Annotated in this window: 14 protein-coding genes; 4 read left to right on the top strand and 10 right to left on the bottom strand. The window is 73.7% G+C overall.

The genetic code is table 11. The annotated features are described in order from the left end of the window. Positions 1–2: 2 nt before the first annotated feature. The 8 genes from ACZ3IL_RS14140 to ACZ3IL_RS14105 all read right to left on the bottom strand — a co-directional run bounded on the left by ACZ3IL_RS14140 (position 3) and on the right by ACZ3IL_RS14105 (position 9,534). Positions 3–665, bottom strand: a complete 663-nt coding sequence (locus ACZ3IL_RS14140) for a spherulation-specific family 4 protein (RefSeq protein WP_467390017.1) — start codon at positions 663–665, stop codon at positions 3–5. After that, positions 662–1,621, bottom strand: a complete 960-nt coding sequence (locus ACZ3IL_RS14135; RefSeq protein ID WP_467390016.1) for an NAD-dependent epimerase/dehydratase family protein — start codon at positions 1,619–1,621, stop codon at positions 662–664. The genes ACZ3IL_RS14140 and ACZ3IL_RS14135 overlap by 4 nt, the downstream gene beginning before the upstream one ends. A gap of 6 nt (positions 1,622–1,627) precedes the next feature. Beyond that, positions 1,628–2,341, bottom strand: coding sequence for a nucleotidyltransferase family protein (locus ACZ3IL_RS14130; protein WP_467390013.1), 714 nt, complete (start codon positions 2,339–2,341; stop codon positions 1,628–1,630). Positions 2,342–2,373: 32 nt separating this feature from the next. Then, positions 2,374–3,375 carry a GDP-mannose 4,6-dehydratase gene (locus tag ACZ3IL_RS14125; protein WP_467390012.1) on the bottom strand — a complete coding sequence of 334 codons (1,002 nt, stop codon included), beginning with the start codon at positions 3,373–3,375 and terminating at the stop codon, positions 2,374–2,376. Between the two features lie 69 nt (positions 3,376–3,444). Further along, complete coding sequence (locus tag ACZ3IL_RS14120; RefSeq protein ID WP_467390010.1) at positions 3,445–4,845, bottom strand: hypothetical protein; 1,401 nt, start codon at positions 4,843–4,845, stop codon at positions 3,445–3,447. Then, on the bottom strand, positions 4,842–6,353 hold the full coding sequence (pelF, locus tag ACZ3IL_RS14115; protein ID WP_467390008.1) for a GT4 family glycosyltransferase PelF: 1,512 nt from the start codon (positions 6,351–6,353) through the stop codon (positions 4,842–4,844). The genes ACZ3IL_RS14120 and pelF overlap by 4 nt, the downstream gene beginning before the upstream one ends. 106 nt (positions 6,354–6,459) lie before the next feature. Next, positions 6,460–8,595: a hypothetical protein gene (locus tag ACZ3IL_RS14110; RefSeq protein ID WP_467390006.1), complete on the bottom strand. Its 2,136-nt coding sequence runs from the start codon at positions 8,593–8,595 to the stop codon at positions 6,460–6,462. Positions 8,596–8,997: 402 nt separating this feature from the next. Then, positions 8,998–9,534 carry a hypothetical protein gene (locus ACZ3IL_RS14105; RefSeq protein ID WP_467390004.1) on the bottom strand — a complete coding sequence of 179 codons (537 nt, stop codon included), beginning with the start codon at positions 9,532–9,534 and terminating at the stop codon, positions 8,998–9,000. Between the two features lie 510 nt (positions 9,535–10,044). Between ACZ3IL_RS14105 and ACZ3IL_RS14100 the strand changes: the two genes are divergently transcribed. Beyond that, positions 10,045–10,842: a polysaccharide deacetylase family protein gene (locus ACZ3IL_RS14100; protein WP_467390002.1), complete on the top strand. Its 798-nt coding sequence runs from the start codon at positions 10,045–10,047 to the stop codon at positions 10,840–10,842. A 152-nt stretch (positions 10,843–10,994) separates the two neighbouring features. Here ACZ3IL_RS14100 and ACZ3IL_RS14095 read toward each other — a convergent pair whose 3' ends face one another. Then, positions 10,995–11,183, bottom strand: a complete 189-nt coding sequence (locus ACZ3IL_RS14095) for a CsbD family protein (protein ID WP_388697491.1) — start codon at positions 11,181–11,183, stop codon at positions 10,995–10,997. Between the two features lie 232 nt (positions 11,184–11,415). Here ACZ3IL_RS14095 and ACZ3IL_RS14090 point away from each other — a divergent pair, with 232 nt between their 5' ends. The 3 genes from ACZ3IL_RS14090 to ACZ3IL_RS14080 all read left to right on the top strand — a co-directional run bounded on the left by ACZ3IL_RS14090 (position 11,416) and on the right by ACZ3IL_RS14080 (position 16,478). Continuing rightward, positions 11,416–13,236 (top strand): ABC transporter ATP-binding protein, encoded by a 1,821-nt coding sequence (locus ACZ3IL_RS14090; protein ID WP_467390000.1) that lies wholly within the window; start codon positions 11,416–11,418, stop codon positions 13,234–13,236. A 133-nt stretch (positions 13,237–13,369) separates the two neighbouring features. Beyond that, positions 13,370–15,421, top strand: a complete 2,052-nt coding sequence (gene recQ, locus ACZ3IL_RS14085) for a DNA helicase RecQ (protein WP_467389998.1) — start codon at positions 13,370–13,372, stop codon at positions 15,419–15,421. 181 nt (positions 15,422–15,602) lie between these two features. Next, on the top strand, positions 15,603–16,478 hold the full coding sequence (locus ACZ3IL_RS14080; protein ID WP_467389996.1) for a 3-hydroxyacyl-CoA dehydrogenase family protein: 876 nt from the start codon (positions 15,603–15,605) through the stop codon (positions 16,476–16,478). 76 nt (positions 16,479–16,554) lie between these two features. Here the strand turns inward: ACZ3IL_RS14080 and ACZ3IL_RS14075 are convergent, their stop codons facing one another. After that, positions 16,555–17,835 (bottom strand): YhgE/Pip domain-containing protein, encoded by a 1,281-nt coding sequence (locus tag ACZ3IL_RS14075; RefSeq protein ID WP_467389994.1) that lies wholly within the window; start codon positions 17,833–17,835, stop codon positions 16,555–16,557. Positions 17,836–17,962: the final 127 nt, after the last annotated feature.

Below are 17,962 nucleotides of genomic sequence, written 5' to 3'. Positions count from 1 at the left end.
CCTCACCGGTCCGCCTCGGCGAGCGCCGGGGTCAGGCCGGCCCAGGGGTTCGGCGGCTCCCCGGTCACCGGGCCGCACACCCCCGCGCCCCGCTCGCTCGCGGTGCGCACCGCGAGCGGGACGAGCGGGGCGGGCACCCCGTACACCAGGTGGCAGAGCCGTTCCGGTGGCAGCCGCGCCGCCCACGACGGGCGGCTGAACGCCGAGACGTACGTCGACCAGTGGCCCTCGAAGGTGACCGTCAGGTCCGCCAGGCGGGCGTAGCCCGGGTCGGGGTGGACGCCCGGGTTGAGGACCACGGGGGAGACGCCCGCCCTGCGCAGGGACCGCACCAGGCGGCGGCAGTCCGTCAGGCCGTCGCGCCCCGCGGTCGTCCGGTCCAGGAAGCAGCCGTCCACCCCGTACCACTCCCGGTGCCGGAGCGCCTCCTCGACGATCCGGTCCGCGTCGCGCACGCCGTAGTCGGTGTCCACGTAGCCGAGCAGCCGGGCCTCCGCCGCCCGCAGCGCGCGGGCGGCGGAGGCGAACGCCGGGTCGGCCGTGTCGCCCGGACCGCTCGCCGGGTTGATCACCACGCCGTACGTGTGCGCGGCGCCGGCGATCAGCCGGTGCCAGGCGGCCGGGTCCTCGGCGGGATGCACGTACAGCGGGACCAGCAGGCTCACGGCGCCGCCACCCCGTCGTGCGCGCGGGAGCGGGGCCGTGCCGCCCACAGCGCGGCGAGGGAGGCGTCGAGGGAGTGGACCGGGCGCCAGCCGAGGGCGGAGCGGGCCGCGGTGATGTCCGAGCACTGCCACGACACGTGTGCGGACCGGGCCGACCCGTCGCCGCCCGCCTCGGTGATCCGGCCGCGGAACCCGGCCGTGTCCGCCAGCCTCCGCACCATCTCCCGGACCGGCAGGGCCTCGCCGCCGCCGACGTTGAGGACGGGCGGCAGCGGCCCGGCGGCGGTGACCGCCAGCTCCACCGCCCGCGCCACGTCCCGCACGTCCACGAAGTCGCGGTACGCGGAGAGGTCGCCGAGCCGCAGCTCCTCCTCCGGCCCATCCGGGGAGCCGGACCCGCCCGGGGAGCCGGACCCGGCTCCCGCTCCGGCGAGCAGCGCCGCCACCCGTCCCGGCAGGCCCGTGGGCGGCGCTCCCGCCCCCACGGGATTGCCCACCCTCAGCACCACCGCGTCGAGCCCCGACGCGGTCACCGCCACCGTGCCCGCCAGCTTGGTCGCGCCGTAGGGACCCGCCGGAGCGCACGGCTCCGACTCGGCCACCGGCCGGCCGGGCACGCCCGGACCGTACTCGGCGGCCGACCCCAGATGGACGAGCCGGGCCCCGGGCGCGGTCTCGCGCAGCGCCGCGCACAGCACGGCGGGCCCGCGCGCGTTCACCTCCGCGAGCGTGACGGCGTCGCCGCCGGTCGCGCCCGCGCAGTTGACCACGGCGTCGGGCGCGACCGCGGCCAGCGCGCCCGCCAGGACGTACGGACGGTCGGAGGCGAGGTCGACGACGACGTCGGCCCCCGGGGAACGGCCGCCGACGAGCACGCGCGTGCCCGGCAGCGACCGCAGCCGCTCGGTGACGTGGCCGCCCAGATAGCCGCCGGCGCCGAGGACGAGGATGCGCATCGCTGTTCAGGCTCCCTTGAGCAGGAGGGACTTGCGGCTGGTGAACTCCGCGTTGGCCCGGTCGTAGTCGTCCGGCCGGCCGATGTCCAGCCAGTAGCCGTCGAAGTCGTAGGCGTGCGGCGGCGTCCCGGCGGCGAGCAGGTCGAGGACCAGTTCGTCGAAGCCGAGCGGCAGCCCCGGCGTGTAGGCGTCGAGCGTCCCGCGCGAGACGCCGTAGACCCCCATGGACACCCGGTAGTCGATGCTGGGCTTCTCGGTGAAGGCGACCACGCGGTTGTCGTCGGTGGTCAGCACCCCGAAGTCGATGCGCACCTCGCGGGCGTACGTGGCGATGGTCAGCGGGGCGTCCGACCGCTCGTGCCGGCGCAGCACGTCGGCGTAGTCGAGGTCGGTGAGCACGTCCCCGTTCATCACGAGGAAGTGCTCCGGCAGCCGCTCGCGCAGGTTGAGCAGCGGCCCCATGGTGCCGAGCGGGTTCTCCTCGGTGGCGTAGTCGATGCTCATGCCCCACTGCGACCCGTCGCCCACGTAGGCGCGGATGATCTCGCCGAGGTGGCCGATGGCGAGGGTGCAGTGGGTGAAGCCGGACCGGGACAGCTGGCGCAGCACGATCTCCAGAATGGCGTGCTGGTCCCCGATGGGGACGAGCGGCTTGGGGAGCGCGGTGGTGTACGGCCTCAGCCGGACGCCCTTTCCACCGGCCAGGATCACAGCGTGCATGGCATACCTCCTGAAGGGACGTGCCGGACGGGTCAGATGTTGTAGATGCCGGTCTTGTAGCGGGCCAGGTTGGCGGGGTCGGCGAACCACTCGGCGGTGCGCGCCAGCCCCTCCTCCAGGGTGTGGACCGGCTCCCAGCCGGTCGCCGCGGTCAGCCGGGACGCGTCCGCGACGAGCCGCATCACCTCGGAGTCGGCCGGCCGCAGCCGCGCGGAGTCCTCGCGGACGTCGAGCGGGGTGTCCATGACCTTGCCGATCAGCGCGACCAGGTCGCCGACGGAGATCTCCCCGCCCGTCCCCGCGTTGAAGGTCCGGCCCACGACGCCCTCCGCCGGGGCCGTGCCCACCGCGAGGAACGCCCGCGCGGTGTCCTTCACGTAGGTGAAGTCCCGGGTGGGACGCAGGCCCCCCAGGGTGAGGGTGCGCTCCCCGGCGGCCACCTGGCCGATGACGGTGGGGATCACGGCCCGCATCGACTGCCGGGGGCCGAAGGTGTTGAACGGGCGCAGCGTCACCACGGGCGTGCCGAAGCTGGCGTGGTAGCTGTCCGCCAGCCGGTCACCGCCCGCCTTCGAAGCGGCGTACGGGGACTGGGTGTTGATGGGGTGGTCCTCGGTGATCGGCACCGTCCGCGCGGTGCCGTACGTCTCGCTGGTCGAGGTGTGCACGAGGCGGGGCGTCCCCAGGGCGCGGACCGCTTCGAGGACGTTGAGGGTGCCGGTGACGTTGGTGTCCACGTAACTGTGCGGCGCCTGGTACGAGTACGGGATCGCGATGAGCGCGGCCAGGTGGTAGGCGCAGTCGGCGCCGTCGAGCAGCCCGCGCACCGAGCCCGGGTCGCGGACGTCGCCGAGCACGATCTCCACCTGGTCGAGGACGTCGGGGGAGAGGGTCTCCAGCCAGCCGTAGGAGGAGAACGAGTTGTACTGGGCCATGGCCCTGACCCGGTGGCCGGAGGCGACGAGCGCCTCCGTGAGGTGCGAGCCGATGAACCCTTCGGCTCCGGTGACGGCGGCGAGCGGTGCGGAGGTCAACTCTTCGGTCCTTTCGACGGGAACGGCACGGTGGTGGGCGGGTGGGGGCGCGGCCGGGCGGCCGGCCCGTCAGACGTGCGGCGAGGGCCGGCCCAGGAGGGCGACGACACAGGCCGCCAGGCAGACCGCGGCCGCGGCGCAGACCGCCGGCAGCACGCCGGGGCCCGGGGACGGGCCCGCCCCGGTGACGGCCGCGGCGGCGACGGCGGTGGCCCCGCAGAGGGCGGCCGGCGGCCAGGCCACGCCGAACGCCTGGAGGAGCAGGGCGGTCCACAGCACCGCCGCGAGGGAGAGCAGCGCGACCGGGCCGGAGCCCATGACCAGCGCCGGGACCAGCAGGAGCAGCAGGTAGCAGGAGAGGCAGAGCGCGAGGACGCCGGACGAACGGAGCAGGAACGCCCGGGGCGTCGCGCTGGCCCGCAGCGCGGCGACCGACCAGCCCCGGTAGCGGTAGAGCAGCCACTCCGCCGGCCCCATGCTGAGCGTGAGGACGATGACCGCGTACGGGTCCCGCCGGCCCTCCAGCGTCACGAGCACCGCGGCCGCGAGCCCGAACAGGCCGTACGGCACGGAGGCGCGCAGCCGGGGCCGAGGGCCGCCGGCGACGGCCGGTACGGCGAAGCCGGAGCCCAGCACCCGCAGCGCGAGGACGAGCGTGGCGAGGAGCGCGAGCAGGGGGAAGGTGAGCCGCAGCAGGGCGCCCGGCTCCCACCAGGGCAGGAGCACGACGCCGGCCGTCAGCGGACTGAGCGCGGCGAGCAGCAGCCGCTCCCGGCCGAGCACGAGCAGGACGCCCGCCGCTGCCAGGTACAGCGACTGGGCCGCCGCCGCCGCGGTGGCGGGGCCCCCGCCGGCGGGGATCGCGGCGAGGCCCGTGGCCACGGCCGCCCCGAGCACGGAGCCCTTGAGCAGCGTGCGCGACGCCTCCCGGCGTCCCGTCGCGAGCCGCAGGTGCGCCCGGTGGCCGAGGGCCTGGCCCCACGCCCAGGAGACGACGCCCGCCGTGATCAGGACGGGGGCGTGCTCGTCGACGCGCCACAGCGGGGCGGTGAGCAGGTACGCCAGGGCGGGCAGCGCGAACAGCAGGCCGCGCAGCAGGCACCGGGCCGTGTCGGGCCGCCAGGGGTCGGCGGGCACGGGCGGTTCCGGGAACGCCCGGGGCACCCGCTCGTACAGCGCCGCCGCGAGCGAGAACAGGGTGGGGTGGCCGTACCGCTCCTTGATCAGGGAGGCGGTCAGGCCGTCCGCCTCCAGGAGCGCGGCCACCTCGTAGGGGTGGACGGCCGGCCCGACGCGGTCCGCGAGTTCGGCGGCGAGCGCGCTGACCGCCTCCTCGTCGGGCCCTTTCGCGGGGAGCCGGATCGCCAGCGTGGCGTCGTCGAGGAACCGCCGGGAGCGCGGCACGGCGAGCCGGATCGCGAGCGTGTCCTGTTCGGAACCGCCGGGTTCGAGGAATATCGGCCCGCTCATCCGGCGAGGCTCCCCGTACCGCTGGCCACCGGGGTGGGCAGGACGGTCCGGACGGGCGGCCGCCGTTCCCCGGAGGCCAGTTCGCGGTAGATGGCGCGGAAGGTGTCGATGGTCTGCCGGAGGGTGAAGCGCTCGATCACCCGCAGCCGGGCCGCCTCCCCCATCGCCCGGCGCCGGGCGGGGTCCCCGAGGAGCGTGAGCGCGGCGGTCGCCATCGCGGCCGGGTCGCGCGGCGGCACCACGAGCCCGGCGTCGCCCACGGCCTCCCGCACGCCCCCGACGTCGGTGGAGACGGTCGCCCGCCCGCAGGACATGGCCTCGATCAGGGTGAACGGGAAGCCCTCGCTGATGCTGGACAGCATCACCACGTTGCCGGCCGCGTAGGCGTCCTTGATGTCGTCGACGCGTCCCTCGAAGGTGACGGCACCGGCCTGGCCGAGAGCGGCCGCCAGGGCCTCGCACCGCTCCCGGTACGCCTCCCCGCCCCGGGGCGTGCCGCCGAAGAGCCGCAGCCGGACGCCGGGCAGCCGGTCCCGGACGATCGCGAAGGAACGGATCAGCGTCTCCAGGTCCTTGATCGGGTCCACCCGCCCGGCCCAGCTGAGGGTGAGGTCCTCCGGCTCGGGCCCGGCGTGCGGGAAGGCGGCGGGGTCGACGCCGTTGTAGACCGTGCGGATCGACGCCGGGTCGGCGCCGCCCTCCTCCTCCCACAGCCGGTTGTAGCGGTTGCCCGGGGTGATCAGGGACGCCTTGCGGTAGCTCTCCTCGGCGAGCAGCCGGAAGAAGCCGAGCACCACCGCCTTGACCGGCCAGCGGTAGGGCGCGGTGCGGTACCCGAGGTAGCGCTCGCGCAGGTACACGCCGTGCTCGGTGAGGAGCAGGGGCACCCCGTGCCGGTCGAGGGCGGCCAGGCCCGGCAGGACGGCCACCCCGCCACTGACGGCGTGCGCGACCCCGGTCGCCGGGGGCGGCGCGGACAGCGGGCGCAGGGCGTGTTCGAGCAGGGCCGTGGCGGTGAGCGCGTCGTGCAGGGTCGGTCCGGCCTCCCGTACGGCCAGCCCCGGGCGCCGCCACACGGAGGTGAGCACCGCGAGCGCCGTGTCGCCCCGCAGGAACGGGCTGAGCAGGCCGTCCCCGGCGGCGTGCGCGAGCGCGTACAGGGCGGGAGGGAAACCGTCCTCGGCGCGCGGGTCGAGCAGGGCGGTCAGGAACTTCTCGTAGGCGTCGGCGAGCCGCCTGCCGGTCCTGCCCCTGGCCGGCCGGCCCTCCGGCGCGGGGCCCCACATGGGGACGGAGAGGACGCCGGAGACATGGGGCGGCAGGTCCCACGCGAGCGCCTCGCGGCCCGAGGCGGTGACGGCGAGGACGTCGAAGTCGATGTCCGGCATGCCGGTGACGAGCTGGTCGCACCAGACGCTGACGCCGCCGTGGCTGTGCGGGTAGGTGCCTTCGGTCAGGAGGGTGACGCGCGGGGCGCCCGGGCGCCGGGCGCCGCGTTGAACGTGCATGTGTGTGTGCTCCACGGCCGTGGTGGGGTTGGTCGTGCCGGTCCCGGCCGCCCGTGGGCGGCCGGGACCCCGCTGCCGGGACGGGGCTGCGGCGCCGGTGGGGCGGTCAGCCGTCCGTGCCGGGCGCGACCGGACGGGACACGCCCGCGGGGACCCGGGGGGCCGGTCCCGGTGCCGGGACCCGGACCGGTGCGGACGCGGCTCTGGAGACGGCCGTGAACCCGGGGGAGGAGGGCAGTCCGAGGGTGAGGGGCGTGCCCGTGAGCGTCGTCCAGCCGGACCGTCCGCCCGCGTAGGGCTGCCCGAAGCCGGTGCCGTTCCTCAGGGTTCCCTCGGGGGCGGTCGCGGGGACCACCGTGCCGCCCGGCCCCTGGACGGTCACGGTCAGCCCGATGCGGTACGCGGTGACCTGGCCGCTCTGCACGGCCGCGCGCCAGGCGGAGCGCTGCCGGAGCTCCTGCCCGATGTCCTTCATCCGCAGGTTCACCACGGGCGTGTTCGCGGCGAACAGCGTGTCGTACGCGTCGAGGACCCCGTCCACGACCGGGTAGGCGATCCGCTCCTCGGCCAGGTTCGACTGGTGGATGAAGTGGGGCCTGGGGTCGTTGGAGAGGACGTGGCCCAGGGCGATCCGCCGCTCCAGCGGAACGATGTGGTCCGTGTAGCCGGTCGCGGGGTCGAGCGGGGCGGCCAGGCAGGTGGTGGTGGCCGGGTTGTCCTCGCAGATGCCGCTGCCGCCCTGTGCGCGGGCGGTGTAGATCCAGTTGTACTCGTCGACCTGTTCGGCCGCCCGCCCGGCGTTGTAGAAGACGTTCATCGGGTGGCGGGGGACGGTGGTGGCGGAGCCGACCTGGCGCTGGCCGGGCTCGCGGGAGTTGTCCGAACCCAGCCAGGTGACGCCGTTGTCGGCGAGGGCCGGGGCCAGGTTGGGGTTGTCGGCGTTCTGCTGGGGCAGGACGCGCAGTCCGGAGTGCTCGCCGGTGACCAGTTCGTCGTTGGCCAGGGGCAGTCCGGCGGCCTGGCCCCACACGCGGTTGAGGGCGATCTCGTCGGAGACGTCCTGCCGGGAGACCCACCTGACGGAACCGTCGGGGTGGGTGGCGCACCGCCACGGCACCACGCTGACGTCCTGCTCGCAGCCGAGGAAGGCGTGGGTGTAGGTGTGGTTGATCCAGCGGAAGTCGTTCCGCTTCGCGACGAACCGGTCGGCCAGCGGGTCCGCGCCGTTGTTGTCCGCGCGGAAGTCGACGGTGCCGGCGGCGTTGTAGGCCATGTCGAGGGTGAAGCCCCGCGCGCTCTGCCAGGCGGCGGCGTGGTCCACGTCCGCGGCCGTCATCCGGATGGGGTCCGGCACCGCGCCGGGATCGGTGCAGTCCACGTCGCCGGGCGTGCAGTTGAGCGCGGAGTTCCAGCGGTCGTCCGCCGCGAACACGTCGTCGACGTGGACGGCGAAGTAGTTCCGCGAGGCGCCCAGGTGGACCCCGCCGGTCATCCACTCCACGATGCCCCGGGCCAGCAGGCGGAACTGCTGCTGGTACCGGTTGTAGACGAAGGTGACGACCAGTTCGCGCCGCCCGTCGTGCCGGTACTCGCCGACGAGGGACCCGCGTCCGGTCGTCCCGGGTATCGCCGCCTCGACGTACGGGGTGAAGTCCGCGCCCGCCGCCGGGTTCGACAGGTAGGCGTAGCTCTCGCCCACGGTGGGCGAGTTGTCCTCGAACGGCACGCCCCCTTCGAGGTAGCCGAACGGGCCGGACAGGCCGGCGGCGGTCGCCTGCGCCCGGGCCCCGTCGAGGCTTCCGGCGTAGCCGCCGTGGAGGGCGTACTGGAGGCCCACCTCGGGCCGGGCGTAGGTGTACGCGTCGACCTGCGGGATGTCGAAGGACTGCTCGTAGCCCACGAGCGCCGCCATCTCGGGAGAGTCGGCCGGGAACGGGTTGTCGTTCGGCAGGACGACGGCCTGGAACTTGGCCCTGGGCCGGCCGTCCACGGTGTCCGCGAGGTAGCCGGCGTCGATGACGGGCCGGTCGGCGCGGTTGAGGTCGACCGTCGTGTACGGCGTTCCGGCCGCGTCCAGTTCGGCGGCGATGGCGTCGGTGGCCGGGCCGCCGTCGGTCACGACGAGGACCCGCAGGTCGACGCGGGGTGCCTTGCCGGCGGCGTGGGCCGTCGTGCCCGGCAGGACGAGGGCGGCGACGAGCGCGCCCGTGGTGAGCAGGGTGGTGCCTGAGATCCGCTTCATGCGGTGGTGTCCCCTCCCGGAGCAGGGGTGAGCACGGCTCCGCAGAGCGGACGCACCCCCGTCGTGCGACGCCGGCATCCCCCTCGAAGGCCGGTCGTTCACGCATCCGTCGCGTCAAATGGTGATGTACCTGTGGAGTTTTTGTGGTCTCGCGGCGAAAGGTGGCCGAAAAAATCAGATATACGGAACGGTGCCTCGGACGTGACGAAGGGGAGGGAAACCCCTTTCGTCTCTCGCGCCCCTCCACCTCCGCGCCGCTTGCGCGCAGGTGGAGGGGGCGGTGACGACCGGTCGCCCCGGGGCCGCTCCAGCAGAACCGTCATTGGTCTAAACCGCTTGTCCGGAGGGCGGGTTGGCGATTTTCGGCCAGCGCTTCGTGTGACGGTTCACCGGACGCGTCCGTCAGGCGCAGAGGACGCGCGTCTCGGGCGTGTGGACCGGGCCGCCGCTGACGCTGGAGGTGTCGCTGAACTCGGCGTAGAAGTACGAGTAGAAGCCGATGTTGCCGTTGCAGCCGGAGTCGGGCGCGATCTGGAGCGTCAGGGTCACGGTCCTGCTCTGGCCGGGCGGAACCGTGGCTCCGTAGTTGGCGCCGAGGTCGGCCGGCCCGGTGCCGGAGCAGGGGGTGCTGCCGGCGGGGCCGGTGAGGGCGCAGCCGGTGAACGCGTACTTCAGGTCCGGGCGCTGGGTGGTGAGCCAGGTGGGGTTGATCGTCTGGTGGACGAACCAGACGTCGTAGGACGTGTGGTTCGTCAGCGTCATGGAGAGGTGGACCGTGCCGCCCGGAGTGGTCGTCGCGGCGTCGGTGGCGAACGTCAGCTCGGCGGCGGCGGTGGCGGTCCGGCCGGCCGCGTTCGCGGAGGGGGCCAGGCCGAACGCGACGAGGAGGAGGGCGAGGACGGTGAGAGGGCCGAGGCGCCTCGTGAGGTGGGATCGCATGGCCAGGGAGGCTAGGCAGCGGCGCGGTCCGGCGTCTGCCTCGCCGGGAGGCGCCCGCGTCGCCGGCGGCCGAAAGTGTCCTTTCCGTGAAGGCCGTGCGGCGAAAGAGTGACGGACTTCCGGAGAAGCGTCCCCGCACGCCGCGAGGGGTGTGCCGCCCCGCCGCCGGCCGGGCCCGGCCCCGGCACGGCTCCGGAGGGAGGCCGGCGCCATTGGCGCGTACACGACGGATCGCGGCGCGCCGGGAGCCGGCCGCGCCGGTCCGCGACCGCCCTCTCCCGGCCACGGGACGCGTTTCCGGCCGCGCCCGGCCGACCCACGGGCACGGGCCGAGGGGGGCGCCGCTCCGGTGTCACGAGGCGTCTTCCCGGCCCTCCGCGGCGCCCCCTCCGGTGCCGCGTACCGAGTTGTCGACGACGTATGTCCCAACGGTTACACGAAACCCGCCGGGCGCTTGTAACGTCCTCTCACCTGGGAGAAGAACGAAGAACAACGGGGAGTGGGGATTCCATGGGGCAGCGGGGCACGTACAGGACGCACATAGCCATGGTCGCCTCCGCCGTCGGGCTCAGCCTGGCGGTGTGGGGGGCCACGGTGGCGACGCACGACGCGGAGGCGGAGACCTCGGCGGCGGGAGCGGCGGCGGGGGCGCCGGGAGGGAAGACCGGGCCGTCCGTCCAGGCGCCGCCGAAGAAGATGCCCGAGAGCATCGCCCACGCGGCGGAGGCGGGCGGCCGGGCGGTGAACATCACCATCGACGACGGGCCCGACCCGCGATGGACCCCCCGGATGCTGGACATCCTCCGGGAGAACGGCGTCAAGGCCGTGTTCTGCATGGTCGGGCCGGAGGCGAAGCGCTACCCGGAACTGGTCCGGAAGGTGGTCGCGGACGGGCACCGCCTCTGCGACCACACCATCTCCCACGACACCGCGATGGACAAGAAGCCCGTCGCGTACCAGAAGCGGCAGGTCCTGGAAGCCAAGAAGATGATCGAGGACGCGGCCGGGGGAGCGAAGGTCGAGTACTACCGGGCGCCGGGCGGCGCGTTCACGCCGGACAGCCGCCGGATCGCCGCCGAGGCGGGCATGCGTCCGCTCGGCTGGAACGTGGACACCAAGGACTTCGAGCAGCCCGGCACCGCCGCGATCGTCAACACGGTCAAGAACGAGCTGTCCAACGGGCCCACCATCCTCTTCCACGACGGCGGCGGCGACCGCGCCCAGACCGTCGCCGCCCTGCGGCAGGTGCTGCCGTGGCTCAAGCAGCAGGGGCACACCTTCAGCTTCCCCGTGCGGACCGCTCCCTGAGCCCGCGCCCGCGACACCCCGTGCGCGACGCCGTCGCCGGTGACCGGCCGGTGGCGCGGAAGGACCGCCCGGCCGGTGCCGGGCGGTCCTTCCGCTGTTCAGGCCGTCCTCCAGAGCGCGGTACGGCGGCCTGACGAAAACGGGCGCGGGCCTCAGGCGTCGTCGCGCTTGAGGGAGTCGCGGACGCCCTCGGCCTTGCCCCGGGCCTTCTCGCCCGCCTCGCGGGCCTGGCCCTTCATCTGGTCCGTCTTGCCCTCGGTCTTCATGCGCTCGTTGCCGGTCGCCTTGCCGGCGGCCTCCTTGAGCTTGCCCTTGGCCTTGTCCATGTGGCTCTCGCCCATGACTGATACGCCCCTTTTCTGATCGACTGGGGTACTTCGGTCACGTTAGGCGCATTCCCTGGATTCCGCCCGTCAAGCCTCCTGGCCGACGCCGCACCGGTCCGCACCGGCTCCGTGCCCCCACCGGCGGGTTCCGGCCTTCCGGTGGCCGGTGAAAATCCGTGGACCGCGAACGCGTCCGCGCGACACACTCCCTGTTCCTCACCTTCGGTACGACACCACGGGACCGGGCATGGGATCACCAGAGACGCGCGAAGGACCACCCCCCGGGGGCGCCGTGCTCCTCGCGCTCCGCCACTACGGACGGGAACTGGTCCGGCTGCGGCGGTTCGCCGTGCCGGCGATGCTGCTCCCGGCCCTCGGGAACATCGGCATCCTCTACGTCGCCCCGCTGATCGTCGCCAAGCTCGTCGGCCGGGTCACCGGAGACGGCCCCGCCGCCGGAGGCCTCGTCCCGCTCCTTCCCCACGTCCTCGGCTTCGCCGCCGTACTGCTGCTCGGCGAGGCTTTCTGGCGCGCCGGAGTGCACTGCCTGAACCGCCTCGACGCCCGGGGCATCGAGCACCTGTACGTCATCGGCATGGACGAACTGTTCGCCAAGGACGCCTCGTTCTTCCACGACAACTTCGCCGGATCGCTGACCAAGCGGGTCCTCGGGTTCGCCTCCCGCTTCGAGGAGTTCGTCGACACGCTGACCTTCTCGGTCATGGGCAGCTTCGTGCCGCTGCTGTTCGCGTCGGTGGTGCTCTGGCAGTACGACCCGCTGCTCGTGGCAGGCCTCCTGACGCTGATCGCGGTCACGGGACTGTGCGCGGTCCCGCTGATCCGCCGCCGCCAAGTGCTCGTCGCCCGGCGGGAGCAGGCCATCGCCCGCGTGTCGGGGCACGTGGCCGACAGCCTCATGAACATGGACACCGTCCGGTCGTTCGCCGCCGAGGAACGGGAGGCCGCCGAGCACCGCTCCCGCGTCGCGGAGTCGCGGCGGCTCACCCTGCGGTCCTGGGACTACGGCAACCTGCGCATCGACACGCTGGTCGCGCCGATGTCCGTCCTCACCAACGTGCTGGGGCTCGTCCTCGCCGTCGCCCTCGGCGGGGGCGAACACGGCGTCGAGGCGATCGTCGTCGCCTTCACGTACTACGCCAACGCCACCCGGATCATGTTCGAGTTCAACCAGATCTACCGCCGTCTGGAGAGCGCGATGACGGAGGCCGGGCAGTTCACCGAACTGCTCCTCGAACCTCCGACGGTGCTCGACCCCCAGGACCCGGAACCGCTCATGCCGAAGGACGCCGGCGTCCGCTTCGAGAAGGTGACCTTCGCCCACGCGGGCGCGAAGCCGCTCTTCGAGGGGCTCGACCTGGAAGTGCCCGGCGGGGCGAAGGTCGGGTTCGTCGGCCGGTCCGGCGGCGGCAAGACGTCCCTCACCCGGCTGCTGCTGCGGATGACGGACGTCGACGCCGGCCGCATCCTGATCGGCGGACAGGACATCGCCCGGCTGCGCCAGGCCGATCTGCGCGGCATGATCGCCTACGTGCCGCAGGACCCCGCCATGTTCCACCGGAGCCTGCGGGACAACATCGCCTTCGCCCGGCCCGACGCCACCGAGGCCGAGATCCGCCGGGCGGCCGGGGCGGCGCACGTCACGGAGTTCGCCGACGCCCTCCCCGACGGCTTCGACACCATGGTCGGCGAACGGGGCGTGAAACTGTCCGGGGGCCAGCGCCAGCGGGTCGCCCTCGCCCGCGCGGTCCTGCGCGACGCGCCGATCCTCCTCCTCGACGAGGCCACCAGCGCCCTGGACTCCGAGAGCGAGATCCTCGTCCAGGAAGCGCTGTGGCGCCTCATGGAGGGACGGACGGCGCTGGTCGTGGCCCACCGCCTGAGCACGGTGGCCTCCATGGACCGGCTCGTGGTCCTCGACCGGGGACGGATCGCCGAGCAGGGCACGCACCGGGAACTGCTCGCGGCGGAGGGTGCCTACGCCAAGCTGTGGCGGCACCAGTCGGGCGGCTTCCTCGACGGGGCCCCCGAGGCGGCCGGCCCGCGCTGACCGCGGCCCCGGGGGAGCCGGCGGGCCCCGTCCCGGAAAGGCCCCCGGGGCATCGCGGGCGGGGCCGGGAAGGTTGTCCACGGATCGCGCCGGGCGGGACCGGAGTGTCCGAGCGGGCGGATACGCTTCACGAATGGTCCTCTCCGACGCTTCCACCGAGATCTCCGAGCCCGCCCGGGTGCTCCACCGTGTCTTCGGCTACACCTCCTTCCGCGGGCAGCAGCAGGAGATCATCGAGCAGGTCGTCGGCGGCGGCGACGCCCTCGTGCTGATGCCGACCGGCGGCGGCAAGTCGCTCTGCTACCAGATCCCGGCCCTGGTCAGGGACGGCACGGGCATCGTGATCTCGCCGCTCATCGCCCTCATGCAGGACCAGGTGGACGCGCTGCGGGCCCTCGGCGTGCGGGCCGGATTCCTGAACTCCACGCAGGACCCGTACGAGCGGCAGGCCGTCGAGCAGGCGTTCCTCGCGGACGAGCTGGACCTCCTCTACCTGGCCCCCGAGCGGCTGCGGACCGAGGGCACGCAGCGGCTCCTCGACCGGGGCCGGGTGTCGCTCTTCGCGATCGACGAGGCGCACTGCGTCTCCCAGTGGGGCCACGACTTCCGGCCGGACTACCTGGCCCTGTCCATGCTCCACGAGCGGTGGCCGAAGGTGCCCCGGATCGCGCTGACGGCGACGGCCACCGAGGCCACCCACGCCGAGATCGCCGCGCGCCTCGGCCTGGAGGACGCCCGGCACTTCGTCGCCGGATTCGACCGGCCGAACATCCAGTACCGCATCGTCCCGAAGAACAACCCGTTCAAGCAGCTCCTGGAGCTGATCAAGACCGAGCACGACGGGGACGCCGGGGTCGTCTACTGCCTCTCGCGGTCCTCCGTGGAGAAGACCGCCGCGCTCCTCGTGGAGCAGGGCGTCGACGCCGTGCCGTACCACGCGGGCATGGACGCCCGCACCCGCGCCGCGAACCAGTCCCGCTTCCTGCGCGAGGACGGGGTCGTGGTGGTGGCGACGATCGCGTTCGGCATGGGCATCGACAAGCCGGACGTGCGCTTCGTGGCCCACCTGGACCTGCCGAAGTCGGTCGAGGGCTATTACCAGGAGACCGGCCGCGCGGGCCGCGACGGCGAGCCGGCCACGGCGTGGCTGGCCTACGGCCTCCAGGACGTGGTCCAGCAGCGCAAGCTCATCGACGGCTCCGAGGGCGACGAGCAGCACCGGCGGGGCCTCGCCATGCACCTGGACGCCATGCTGGCGCTCTGCGAGACCGTCGACTGCCGCCGGGTGCGGCTCCTCGCGTACTTCGGCCAGAAGGGCGAGCCGTGCGGCAACTGCGACACCTGTCTGACCCCGGCCGAGTCCTGGGACGGCACGGTCGCCGCGCAGAAGCTGCTCTCCACGGTGTGGCGGCTGGCCAGGGAACGGCGCCAGAAGTTCGGCGCCGGCCAGATCATCGACATCCTCCAGGGCAAGAGGACGGCCAAGGTCATCCAGTTCGACCACGACGCGCTCTCGGTGTTCGGCATCGGGGCCGACCTGGGCACCGCCGAATGGCGCGGGGTCGTCCGCCAGCTCCTCGCCCAGGGCCTCCTCGCGGTCGAGGGCGACTACGGGACGCTCGTCCTCACGGAGCGGAGCGGCGAGGTGCTGGGCGGCCGCCTCACCGTCCAGATGCGCAAGGAGAAGGCGGTCGCCCCCGCCCGGAAGGAGTCCGGGGGCCGCTCCGGGAAGGGCGCCCGGGTGCCGGCCGACCTGCCCGCCGAGGCCGTGCCGGTCTTCGAGGCGCTCCGCGCCTGGCGGGCCGCGACCGCCCGCGAGCAGGGCGTACCGGCGTACGTCGTCTTCCACGACGCGACACTGCGGGAGATCGCGACCCGGCTCCCCGCCACGGTCGCGGAGCTGGGCACCGTCGGCGGGGTCGGCGAGGCCAAGCTGGCCAAGTACGGCGAGGGCGTCCTGGAGGCCCTGGCGGGAACCGGCGCCGGCGCCCCGGCCGGGGCAGCGGCCCGGGACGGGAGCGCGCCGGTGCCGGCCGCGCGGCCCGCGCCGGCGTCCGGGACCCCCGCCCCGCGCGACGAACCGCCGCACGACGGGATGCCGTCGTACGACGACGAGCCGCCCTTCGATGACGAGCCGCCCTTCGACTTCGACGAGCCGGAGCCGTCCTGGGACGAGGAGGGGTAGGGGGTCGGGAGGGACGGAGGCCGCCGGGCCCGTGCGGCCCCGGGAATCACCCGGAAGCCGCAGCCGTGCCGCCCGGAGGACGGCGCCCGGGTCGCCGTGGTGGCGGCCGCGCCCGAGACTGCGGGAGCGCGGCCCGGCCGGACGAGCGTCGGGCCTCCGACCTCCGGAGAGCAGGACGAGCATGCCGTTCACCCTTCCCACCGACATCCAGAACCGCCCGGTCGCCGTGATCGGCGCGGGGACACTGGGACGCCGGATCGCGCTGATGTTCGCCACCAGGGGCGGCGAGGTGCGCATCTACGACCGTTCGGCCGACGCCGAGGAGGCGGCGGTCGCGTACGTGAAGGAGAACGTGGCCGAGGTGGCCGCCTCCGTCGAGGGCGGTTCACCCGGCCGGGTCGTCTTCACCGACGACCTGACGGAGGCGCTCGCGGGCGCCTGGCTCGTGGTCGAGGCGATTCCCGAGCGCCTCGACCTGAAGAAGGAGATCTTCGGGCAGCTCGACCGCGCCGCCGACGCGGACGCCATCCTGGCGAGCAACTCCTCCTCGTACCCGACGAGTCAGTTCATCGACCGGGTCGAGCACCCCGAGCGGGTGCTGAACATGCACTTCTACATGCCGCCGAAGCAGAACGCGATCGACATCATGTCGGACGGCCACACCGACCGGGGGATCATCGACCTCCTGAAGCGGGAACTGCCCCACTACGGGGTCTTCCCGTTCGAGGCGCGCAAGGAGTCGACGGGCTTCATCTTCAACCGCGTCTGGGCCGCCATCAAGCGCGAGGCCCTCGCCGTGGTCGCGGAGGGCGTCTCCACCCCGCAGGACGTCGACCGGATGTGGCAGATCAACATGGGCACCCCGGCCGGCCCCTTCCGCATGATGGACCAGGTCGGGCTCGACGTCGTCCTGGACATCGAGGAGCACTACGCCGCCGAGCGTCCCGGACTGCCCACCGGCCCGCGCGAACTGCTGCGGAAGTACGTCGACGCCGGTCACCTCGGCGTCAAGACGGGACGGGGCTTCTACGACGACTACACCGGGGGGAAGAAGTAGGGCGTGGCGCGGTCGTCGTCCCCGGACCGCGCCGCCCGGGACCGGGGACGGTGACGCCCCCGGTCCCGCACCCCGCTCACTCCTCGGGCTGCGGTGTGAGCCGGCGGAGCCCCCTGCGGTCGTAGTAGTGGGTCATGGCGAAGCCGAAGACCAGGGCGAGGACCGTTCCGACCGCGATCATGATCCAGGCGCGTCCGAGGCCGGCGTCGGCGCGGGCGTCGAAGTACAGGATGGACCTGACCCCCACGCTGAGCTGGCGCATGGGCTCGAAGACGCCCAGGAACCGGTAGAAGCCGGGGGTGGCCTCCAGGGGAACGGTCGCCCCGGAGGAGGGGAGGGCGAGGGCGATGAAGACGAACATGGAGACGAGCTGGCCGATGCCGCCGAAGGCGGCGTTGATGGCCTGGACCCCCAGGCCGACGGCGACCGTCGCGCAGTACGAGAACAGCCACAGCGTCGGCAGGTGGGCGGCGTCCATGCCGAGGACCGAGACCGTGGCCACCATGATGAGCGTGGTGGTGAGGACCGAGATGCCGGCCGTCATCAGCATCTTCAGGAGCAGCGTCTGGGTGCGGCTGATGGGAACCGTCGTGTGGCGGGTGTGCCAGGGGCCGATCTCGCTGTCCGCGTAGCCGAGGGCGGTGTCGACGCCGCTGGTGAGCATGTTGCCGCCGATGAAGCCGGCCAGGACGAGCAGCAGCGTGTAGTAGAAGGCGGTGAGCCCGAGCCCGCTGTGCCGGCCGATGGGATGGCCGACGCTGGTGGTGACCTCCACGGGGTCGGCCAGCAGCAGTCGCGCGGTGGGAGCGGTCGCGGAGGCCGAGAGCCGCTCGCCGATGTCGCGGGACGCCTGGTGGGCGGCGCTCTGGGAGATCTGGGACGCCATGGACGAACCCAGGCTTCCGACGCCGGGGTTGGTGAGCACGTGCAGCGCCGGACGGGCCGTCGCACGGGCGGTGGTCAGTGCCGTCACGGACGCGGTGAAGTCCTTCGGGACGACCAGCGCGCCGTACACCGTGCCGGAGGCCATCGCCTCCCGGGCCGCCGCCAGGTCCATCCGGCGCCAGTCGACGTCGTCCTTCGAGGAGCCGGCCGCGACGACCGCGTCGGTGATCTGCCCGCCCAGGCTCTTCCGCTGTCCGGGGGGCGGAGGCCCCTGGTCCTCGTCGACCAGGGCGATGGGAAGCCGGTGCAGGTTGTCGGACGGGTTGAGGATGCCCCCCATGTAGAGGAGCGACAGCAGCAGGGCGACGAGGGAGCTCAGAACGGTCGGTACGAGCCACAGTCTGGGGCGCCGGACCAGCGTGCCGGCACGCACCTGCGGGCCGTGGGGGTGCGGGGGGATCGCGGAACTCATGGGACCATCGTCGGCGGACGCGCCCCCGTGACGCGGGAACACGGACGATACGGGCGGGGCGGGCGTGTCGGGACGCCGGGTGCGCGGGCCCCGCCGGCGCCCGGTCCACCGCCTCCGGGCCTCCGCC

It is taken from the genome of Streptomyces sp. NPDC014907 (assembly GCF_055562975.1).
The sequence above is the reverse complement of the archived record's forward strand: the minus strand, read 5'-3'. Positions and strand labels throughout refer to the sequence as shown.